We start from the raw sequence: 9,762 nt of genomic DNA, 5'->3' as shown, positions 1-9,762 counted from the left end.
CCAATTACTGGAAAATATACTGTTGCTTGGTTGAGCATATCTTCATCATGTTTCATCCATTTGGGCACAGGAATACGGGTATAAAACATGAGGGCGTTTAGAAAAATATGAAACTGTCGACTTAGCATGATCATAAGATAATTTAATTTTCTGATTTAGGCGCAAGGGAATAGGTACAAGGCAACAGGCATAAGGGGAACAGGCACAAGGCACAGAGTGTTAAAATGTTTTTCTGTAACAATAGAAATGTTTTTGCCGAATGTCCAAAGCTTAAAGCCTAAAGCTCAAAAATTAAATTTTATTTTGCACTAATTTACTGTAGGCATTAGGAAAAAATGTAATCATAATTTCATTAGAAACACTTTTATACTTTTAGCATACTGCCTAAAGCTGACCGCCAAAAGCCTACAGCTAAACATTCGATACCCCTGCTGACTCAAAACTTGCCATTTCATTCATAAAATTTACGGCAGATTGAATAATTGGATACGCCAATGCACAGCCCGAACCCTCTCCCAAGCGTAAATCTAGTTTCAATAAGGCATTTTCCCCTAAATAATCCAACATAGCTTTATGTCCACTTTCGTCGGATTGATGACAAAAAACGGCATAGTGCGAAATATTGGGTTCTATTTGATGTGCGATCAAATAGGCAGAAGTGGCAATAAAGCCATCGACCAATACAATCATTCCTAGTTCGGCAGCTTGTAGCATAGCTCCTACCATTTGAGCAATTTCAAAACCACCAAATGCCGTCAATACTTTTAGTGGGGTATCTAACTTCCGATGCAAATCATGAGCTTTCTGCAAAAGTTGAAGTTTATTTTTCAAGCCTTGGTCATCCAAACCTGTTCCCCGGCCGACACATTCTGATAATGGTAATTTGCAAATTTTACTCATAATCAGACTTGCTGAGGAGGTATTACCAATCCCCATTTCTCCAAAACCAATGATATTACATCCATTTTCGAAAATCTTTTGAATAAGTGCCGCTCCCCTATCAATGGACTTTTGTCCTTCCTTGATACTCATGGCAGGTTCTTTCAAATAATTATTGGTACCAAAAGTATTTGGAATTTTATTATGAATAATGGGCAGATTTTTATCAAAAGTACCGTTTACGCCTGCATCTACCACCTCTAAGGTTATGTTATGTTGACGACAAAAAACATTAATTGCAGCACCACCTTGTACAAAATTCATGACCATCTGATAGGTCACTTCAGGAGGATATTTGCTGATACCCTCTTGTGCTGCACCGTGGTCACCTGCAAATACAACTAAATGAGGTTTTTGTAAGGAAGGATTTAAAGTTTGTTGAATCAGCGAAATTCGCAAAGCAAGTTTTTCTAATTGCCCCAATGCGCCTACAGGTTTGGTTTTGAAATCTATTTTATGTTGAATAGCCTCTAAAATAGATGAATCTGGCACGGGGATATGGAAAGTTTTCATAAAGGAATCAAATCTGTAAAGTAATATAATGTGCGGTGCATGTTGAGGGCTGCATCCTTGTATTCGTAGGTCTTGTCGACGGTCTCTCCTATTTCAAACTTAATTTCTTGACTAAAATAGGGTGCTTTAAAAACGAATGTATGAAATTCTCCATTTTCACCGCAAGGGTCGATATTGGGTGGAAGGTCAATGACAAAATCTTTGTCAAGAATTCTACCACAAAAGCTTTTATCTAAAAGATTACCATTTACACTCACGACAATCGTTTGAAAACCTAAAGACCAAAATTCTTCTAACAATTCCATCGAATCCCTTTTCCAAATAGGAAAAACACCCGTAATGCCTTGCTGAGCCAAACGTTCTTCTCGATGTTTGCGAAGGTCTTCCAAAAAAATATCGCCAAAAATAGAATGGGTAATTCCTTGTGCCAATAAAGGATTAAGTGTTTCTGCCATTCGTTGCTGATATTCCTCCATCGAAACAGTTTCGGGTAAGCGAAGAGTAACAAGAGGTTTACCAATATTCTGGGCTTGCTGTTGGAGTAATTCTTCACGTACTCCGTGCATAGAAATGCGTTTGAAGGAGTCATTAACCGAGGTAAGAAGCGTCTCGACACTCAAATTGGGGTCTTTAAGCGCATGATAAAGACTCAATGCCGAATCTTTACCTCCCGACCAATTCATAAGCGCTCTGTGTGTTGTCATAATCAGTTAGTTGCGAAGCAAAATCGATTTCAATCTTTAATCTGTACGGGAATACCACTTATCATCAAGGTTGCTTTTGTTGATTTTTGAGCAAGATATTGGTTGACCCATCCCTGCAAATCTACAAATTTTCGACCTATATCAGTTTCTGCATGCACGCCCATCCCTAGTTCATTGGTAATGAAAATAATGATAGCATTAAGCTTTGCTAATTCATCAATTTCCTGTTTTGCTTTGATTAGGCAAGCCTCAACATCATATTTTTCATCAATAAAAAAATTTGTTAACCAAAGTGTTACGCAATCAATCATATACACTTTTTCGGCTTCAATTACTTTACTGATATTTTTTTCTTCTTCAATCAAGGTCCAACGCTCGTCACGGTCGCCACGATGGCGCTCGATTCGTTTTTCAAAATCTCCATCCCAATGCCTTGCTGTAGCAAGGTACGTTGGGGATGGAGAAAAACTGAGCGCTAGATTTTGTCCGTAGCTACTTTTTCCACTTCTGGCACCGCCAGTAATCATCCAAATCATGGTATTATATTTATAGCTGTTGGCTTGGGGCTTTCAGCATTTGGAATTTCATTTTTTTAGGTAGAGACATTTTGACACTCTAAACTCAACACTTCTATTTATACCAATACTGATTCGTAAATATTTACAGCTTTGTGTTTTAAATGTGCTGGAATTTCAAAAATTTCTGGATGAAATAATGCCGCCAATACCTCTATCCCATTGACCAAAGTGGAGGCACTTGGTTGAGTAAACATATCAAAATCAGCCAAATACACTTGTTTATTCTGAACAGCTTGAAGCTCTTCCCAACCCTGTTGTTTTTCAAGCAGGAACAACTCCTCTCTAGCGCGTTCGGTTTCGAATCCACAAGGCGCAATTACCAAAACCTCTGGATTATAACGCTTTATTTTATCGAAATCAGTGACAATGCTGTAGCCCGCAGGGTTGCTGAGCATATCTATTCCTCCCGCAAAAGCAATCTGGTAAGGTATCCAGTGCCCACAATTATATACGGGCTGAATCCATTCTAACAGACTCACTCTTCTAACAGGCGCCTTGTGTTTTCGTAGGGTGTCAATCACAGCATCTATTCTAGCGTTGAGTTTGGATAAATACTCGTAGGCTGCCTCTTCTTTGCCCAAAGCTGTTGCAATCTGAATAGCACAATCAAAGACATTCTTGAGATTTTTGGGTGTGAGCGCCACCAATTCTGGCACCTTTGGCAATTGAGCTACCGCACTTGCCGTACACACGGTATCTATCTGACAAACCTCACAAACGTCCTGTGTAAAAACTACATCAGGAGCGGCTTTTTCCAATCGCTCTTGCTCTACATAATACAAGCTTTTTCCTTGTGCTTTGTAGGAAGAAAAGATTTTATCAATCTCATCGCTCGTGTAGTTGTTATCCTCCAACACGCAACGCACCACGATAGGCTTTTCGCTTCGAGATTGGGTACTACACTCAAAAGTCACACCATACAAATGACTTTGTAGATTCATATCATAAATCATTTGGGTGGCAGCTGGTAAAAAAGAACAGGCTCTCATATTAAATAAATGGCTTTGGGGTTTTGGCTATCAGCTTTCAGCAATTATTTCTGTGGTTTTCAAAGAAATACTATTAGACTCTTAGCCTAGGGCATATCGCTTAATACCTAATGATTATTAAAAATTTTTATTCGAAAACTACTATTCATTATTAAAAAAAGGTGAGAACTATGCTATTTTGATCCGAATATATTAATCAATAGGTTATAGGTTTGATTGAGAAATTAAAGCACGTTACTTTGAAAAATTAACCAGATTTTTCAGAACTAAATACTAAGCTTGTTCAAAGGCAATATTGGGTAATTTTATTTTTGCAAATTCAATAGCGCCAAACATCACGGCACCGTAACCCAAGGTTCCTGCTAGGAAATTGAGCATATACGGATACCCTTGGATATAGCATTGGATTAGTCCGTTCAAATCTCTTGAAAGTGGCCCACCAGTACGAATATCCATGCCTCCGCCAAACCACACACCAAAGTCAACCAACAACCAAAAGCCCACCGATGCCGCCACACCACTCAAAAGGAAATTTTGAATATTTACTTTTTTCATCAAAACTTTTCCTAATAATACAATTCCTGCAAAAATGGCATAATTGTACATCCAGCCACTGTACATAATACCGTATTTGCCACCGTAAATCATCCCATTGATGATAAGGTCAGAAAATAAAAGTGTCAATAATGGAAAAGCGTAGGCTTTCCAGCGTTGAGAAAAATACGTACCTCCAAATAAGCCCATTGCACCGATTGGCGTAAAATTGCTCAAAGGATTGAGGCACGAGGCATTAATCAGGCGTGCTGTTCCTACCAAAATCACAATTGATAGTAGCAGACTTACACGTGGATTTAGTTGTGTTTTTGTCATGTTTGTAATCGTTTTTACTGTTAGCAAGGCAGAAAAACAGTGCTTTCTACCTTGCCTTGCCTTTTAGTGAATACTAAATACTGCTCCAGCCATGAAATTACGACGGCGAGTATTGTAGCCAGGTACGTCCGAAAACTCCTTGTCTGTAAGGTTTTTCAAATCAAAAAATAATTTAATCGTCGTGTTGATTTGATACTCTGTATAAAAATCTAATGTTGTGTAATTTCCTAGAATAACTTTAGCATCGTCGTAAGGACCACTGCTAGCCTTGCTTACTGAACGAAGTGCCAACTGTGCCGACCAATTTTTCAAAATCTGGTAAGCCACATTTACATTAACCGAATGTTTTGGACGACGGAAAAGATTAGCGTAAGTCGTATCTTTTCCTGCCACTTGTGTAGTAACTTCACCATCTACAAAAGTATAATTGGCCTTGATTTGTGCTTTACCAATACCTAATTGAGCATCAACTTCGAAACCATGATCTTTTTGCTGACTCAAATTTACATAGCGTCCCCACGGGTCTTGGTTGATACTGATGTACGCAATCACATCCTTGATATTGCGATTGAAGTACACCCCACGAATATATGATTGGTGATTTTTACTGAAATACTGAGCACCAATTTCGCCAGTTTTGCCTACCTCTGGCTTCAATGCTTCGTTACCGTAAGGAGAAAATAACTGGTATAATGAAGGTGCTTTGTAGCTAGAAGAATAAGTAGCTAATACTTTTAATCTATCGCCAATCCAATAAAACGGATTTAGGTTATACGTAAAATTATTACCATAAATAGAGTGATTGTTGTAGCGTCCACCAAGCTCTAAACCAAAGCCATTAAAGTCTTGTAAATTCAAAGAAGTGTAGCCGCTAAACAAACTGGTATTGGCAGTAGACGCTTTTATCGCTGGGCTCTCATAAGGGCCGTAGCTACTGATAGACAAATAGGTTTGGTCAGTATTTTGCCAACGATTTTCAACTCCTAATACCCATTTGATTTTATCAGAAAATGTATGAGCATAATAAGCCTCCGCAAATCTTGCTACACCACGATAATAGCCATAAGAATAGTTAGCAAAAGCGCCAGCCTCTACATGTGCCGAATCGTCGACATAGACCCTTTGACCGTTAGTTTGCTGAAAATTGACAGTTAGTTTGCCATTTTTCAATTGATATGCCCCACCAACAGACCAAAGCAAGTTTTTATTTTCAAAAGTATAGTCTTTTTCATCTTTGAAAGCCCCTGCATCCAAGTCTGTCTTGTAATAATTACTCATCAAATCAGCTCTTAAGGTTAAGTTTTCACCCACTTGTTGACCCAATTTTACCTGAAAATTATTTTGCTTGAATCCGTCATTGTCAAAAGCAGTTTTGGCAGTCTCAGGCTGTTTAGCCGCAGAAATACCGTTTGATTTTGTGCCATTCCATGACAAACCATAGGTCGTTTTTTTGTACTGACCACCTGCATTTACACTTGCGCGGTAGGTATCATAGCTACCACCAGCCAAACTTCCGCTGAGACCTAATTTTTTACCACTATTTTTTAAAGTAATGATATTAATGACGCCTGCAACAGCATCAGAACCATATAAACTTGACTGACCACCTTTCAAAATCTCGATACGCTCGATTTGGTCGATTGCAATCAAGTTGATGTCAAACGACGTAGACGCACCAGAGGGGTCATATACAGGCAAACCATCGACCAAAATCAAGGTATAGCCAGCGCCAGCGCCACGCAAATACAAATCTTGGTTTGTGCCAAGTGTATTTTGAGAACCAATAACCGTAAGTCCAACTTGCTGGTTTAGCAACTCGCCTACAGTTTTACCTTTACTACGTTGAATCGTAGCCGCATCAATTACTGTTACTACTTTTCCTGACTGCGACTGCTTTTGAGGATATTTGTTGGTACTAACAATCACCTCATCAAGCACCTGAGTCTTTTCTGAATTTTGGGCAATACTTTCTACACTTGCACATAAGGCAAGCAATACCACTGATGGAAATAACTTTGAAGAATAAAACATTTAGAATTTGAACTTCCATTTTTTTATTCACCCATTTCAAAACATTCATTCCAATACCGCAAAATGCAGCACAGAGAACTGTTCAAAAATGTTGATAATGGTCAATAAAAAAAGCGAAAATACTTTGCGAACGCTCGATTTTTGCTCATCCTCCGTAAGCGCCTATCAAGAATAATCTATGGCAGGTCTCCTGACTTCACTCGTCAAACTCGAACCTTCCCGAAATAAATTCAGTGGTTATGAGGATTGAGTTGACACGATTGAGTGTTACAGTTGCGGGGACAGTTCAGGTATCACACCTGATTCCCTATTAAGCTTTGAGGTTTTTGCTGGGAAAAACTAAAGCACCATAAACTGTTGGCAAAGTTATGGAAAAAATTAGGACAAAAAAAATAGCGTATCAACTAAATCGATACGCTATTCCGAACTACACCAAATATTATTATGATAACCACAATGGTGGCTCTCGAAAGTCTTGTTTCATTTAAAAGCACTTTGATGTTACAAATTTGAGTATTTATTATTAATAATAAAATAAGTAAAATTACTTAATTGTTAGCAAGATTTATAGATTTAAAATAAGTGCATCTTTAATTTACTCAAAAAAATCGAGAATGTAACAAACTTTTATTTTTTGGTCCTTCATGCAAATGGGTATAATCATTTCAAACAAATCTGTTAACTTCAAAGCCAATCTCAATATTTTACCTTAATTCTATAGTCAACCATTTTTTACTCCCTGAAATTTTAAAAAAATGACCCATTTTCTAAAAAACTCAAAAATCTTAACACTCTTATTTGGTAGTTTGGCATTTGGCACACAAGCCCAAACTGTTGAAAAAGTAAACGACCCCGTAGAATGGATAAATCCCTTGATGGGGACAGCCTCAAAACCTAGTCTTTCTACTGGAAATACCTATCCTGCTATCGCTTTGCCTTGGGGGATGAATTTCTGGATGCCACAAACTGGCAAAATGGGCGATGGTTGGGCTTATACCTACGATGCCGACAAAATTAGAGGCTTCAAACAAACTCACCAACCTAGTCCCTGGATCAACGATTATGGTCAGTTTGCGATTATGCCAATCACGGGAAAAATTCGCTTTCAGGAAGACCAACGTGCAAGCTGGTTTTCGCACAAAGCCGAAATTGCCAAGCCTTATTACTACAGTGTGTATTTGGCCGATCATGATGTGACCACCGAAATAACACCTACCGAGCGCGCGGCGGTCATGCGTTTTACTTTTCCCAAAACTGACAGTGCTTTCGTAGTAATTGATGCTTTGGACAAAGGTTCTTTTGTAAAAATTATTCCTGAAAAAAATCAGATTATTGGTTACTCGACCAAAAATAGTGGCGGAGTTCCAGAAAACTTCAAGAACTATTTTATCATCCAATTTGATAAGCCTATTACTTACAAATCTGTTTGGAAAGCAAAGGAATTACTTGCGAACGAATTGTCTGTTACAGATAACCACGTAGGTGCTGTTGTTGGCTTCAAAATTTCAAAGCGTGGTGAGCAAGTAACTGCTAAAATTGCTTCTTCTTTTATCAGTTTTGAACAAGCTGAAATAAACCTAAAAGAAGTAGGAAGCCAATCTTTCGAAGAGATTAAAAATCTAGGAAAAGGCATTTGGAATACAGCTCTTTCAAGAATTGCCGTAGAAGGAGGTAGTGTAGACCAAACTCGCACTTTTTACTCGTGTTTGTATCGTACGATGCTTTTTCCAAGAAAATTCTATGAACTAGATGCCAAAGGGAAAGTAGTTCACTATAGCCCATATAATGGTCAAGTATTGCCTGGTTATATGTTTACTGATAATGGATTTTGGGATACCTTCCGCGCCGTGTTTCCATTCTTTAACCTAATGCATCGTAATTTGAACTCACAGATTATGGAAGGATTGGTAAATGCCTACAAGGAAAGTGGATTCCTTCCAGAATGGGCAAGTCCCGGACACCGCGATTGTATGATTGGCTCAAACTCAGCATCGTTGATCGCTGATGCTTATATCAAAGGCATAAGAGGTTTTGATGTCGAAACACTCTATCAAGCCATGTTGAAAAACAGTGAAAATGAAGGGCCATTGTCATCGGTAGGTCGTAAAGGTGTAAAATACTACAATGATTTAGGATATGTGCCTTATGACGTAAAAATCAACGAAAATGCTGCTCGTACACTCGAATATGCGTATGATGATTTTTGTATTTATCAATTAGGAAAAGCATTAAACAAGCCTGCTTCGGAATTAGAACGATTTGCTAAACGTTCACAAAATTACAAGAACCTTTATGACCCAAGTCACAAATTGATGCGTGGCAAAAATGCTGACGGCACTTTCCAATCCCCATTTAACCCTTTCAAATGGGGCGATGCCTTCACAGAAGGGAACTCTTGGCATTATACTTGGAGTGTATTCCATGATATCAATGGATTATCAAATTTGATGGGTGGTAAAAAGGAATTTGCTAATATGTTGGATTCTGTTTTTGTAGTTCCACCCGTTTTTGATGACTCATATTATGGTTTTGTGATTCATGAAATTCGTGAAATGCAAATTATGAATATGGGTAATTATGCACATGGCAATCAGCCTATTCAGCACATGCCTTATTTGTACAATTACGCAGGACAGCCATGGAAATCGCAATATTGGGTGCGTGAAGTAATGAACAAACTCTATCAGCCAACGCCAGATGGTTATTGTGGTGACGAAGACAACGGTCAGACTTCAGCTTGGTATGTTTTCTCAGCGATGGGCTTCTACCCTGTTTGTCCAGGTACAGACCAATACGTATTGGGTGCTCCATTATTCAAAAAAGTAACCTTATCACTTGAAAATGGCAAACAGGTTGTCATCAAAGCGCCAAATAACAGTGCTGATAACAAGTATATCGGAAATCTAAAATGGAATGGTAAAGACTATTCTAAAAACTGGTTAAGTCACAACGATTTGCAAAAAGGAGCCACATTAGATTTCTTGATGCAGTCAAGCCCAGCGACAAACAGAGGTGTATTGGAAACAGACATTCCTTATTCATTTGTGAAGTAATTGATTCTTATCTTCTTTTAATTTTAAGATAAGGTAAAGCCCTAGATAAAAATGAATTCATTTTTATCTAGGGCTTTTTAAAATA

Annotated in this window: 7 protein-coding genes and 1 riboswitch; of the genes, 1 reads left to right on the top strand and 6 read right to left on the bottom strand. The window is 38.3% G+C overall.

Features of this window, described 5'->3' with window-relative positions:
* Positions 1 to 411: 411 nt before the first annotated feature.
* The 6 genes from cobT to ACOVQ4_RS14655 all read right to left on the bottom strand — a co-directional run bounded on the left by cobT (position 412) and on the right by ACOVQ4_RS14655 (position 6,624).
* Positions 412 to 1,452 (bottom strand): nicotinate-nucleotide--dimethylbenzimidazole phosphoribosyltransferase, encoded by a 1,041-nt coding sequence (gene cobT, locus ACOVQ4_RS14680; RefSeq protein ID WP_421821378.1) that lies wholly within the window; start codon positions 1,450 to 1,452, stop codon positions 412 to 414.
* The gene (locus ACOVQ4_RS14675) at positions 1,449 to 2,156 is read right to left on the bottom strand and encodes a diphthine--ammonia ligase (RefSeq protein ID WP_421821377.1); all 708 of its coding nucleotides are present in this window, start codon (positions 2,154 to 2,156) and stop codon (positions 1,449 to 1,451) included. Before ACOVQ4_RS14675 ends, cobT begins: the two co-directional genes overlap by 4 nt.
* 29 nt (positions 2,157 to 2,185) lie before the next feature.
* Entirely contained in the window at positions 2,186 to 2,692 is a 507-nt protein-coding gene (locus tag ACOVQ4_RS14670; protein WP_421821376.1) for a bifunctional adenosylcobinamide kinase/adenosylcobinamide-phosphate guanylyltransferase, read from the bottom strand.
* Between the two features lie 98 nt (positions 2,693 to 2,790).
* Complete coding sequence (locus ACOVQ4_RS14665; RefSeq protein WP_421821375.1) at positions 2,791 to 3,723, bottom strand: ABC transporter substrate-binding protein; 933 nt, start codon at positions 3,721 to 3,723, stop codon at positions 2,791 to 2,793.
* Positions 3,724 to 3,996: 273 nt separating this feature from the next.
* Complete coding sequence (locus ACOVQ4_RS14660) at positions 3,997 to 4,593, bottom strand: DUF6580 family putative transport protein (protein WP_421821374.1); 597 nt, start codon at positions 4,591 to 4,593, stop codon at positions 3,997 to 3,999.
* Positions 4,594 to 4,656: 63 nt separating this feature from the next.
* On the bottom strand, positions 4,657 to 6,624 hold the full coding sequence (locus ACOVQ4_RS14655) for a TonB-dependent receptor plug domain-containing protein (protein ID WP_421821373.1): 1,968 nt from the start codon (positions 6,622 to 6,624) through the stop codon (positions 4,657 to 4,659).
* A 163-nt stretch (positions 6,625 to 6,787) separates the two neighbouring features.
* Positions 6,788 to 6,991, bottom strand: a riboswitch (cobalamin riboswitch).
* Positions 6,992 to 7,379: 388 nt separating this feature from the next.
* Here ACOVQ4_RS14655 and ACOVQ4_RS14650 point away from each other — a divergent pair.
* Positions 7,380 to 9,677 carry a GH92 family glycosyl hydrolase gene (locus tag ACOVQ4_RS14650; RefSeq protein WP_421821372.1) on the top strand — a complete coding sequence of 766 codons (2,298 nt, stop codon included), beginning with the start codon at positions 7,380 to 7,382 and terminating at the stop codon, positions 9,675 to 9,677.
* Positions 9,678 to 9,762: the final 85 nt, after the last annotated feature.

This window comes from Flectobacillus sp. (assembly GCF_049240685.1).
Taxonomy (GTDB): domain Bacteria; phylum Bacteroidota; class Bacteroidia; order Cytophagales; family Spirosomataceae; genus Flectobacillus.
This window is presented reverse-complemented; position numbering and strand designations above follow the sequence as displayed.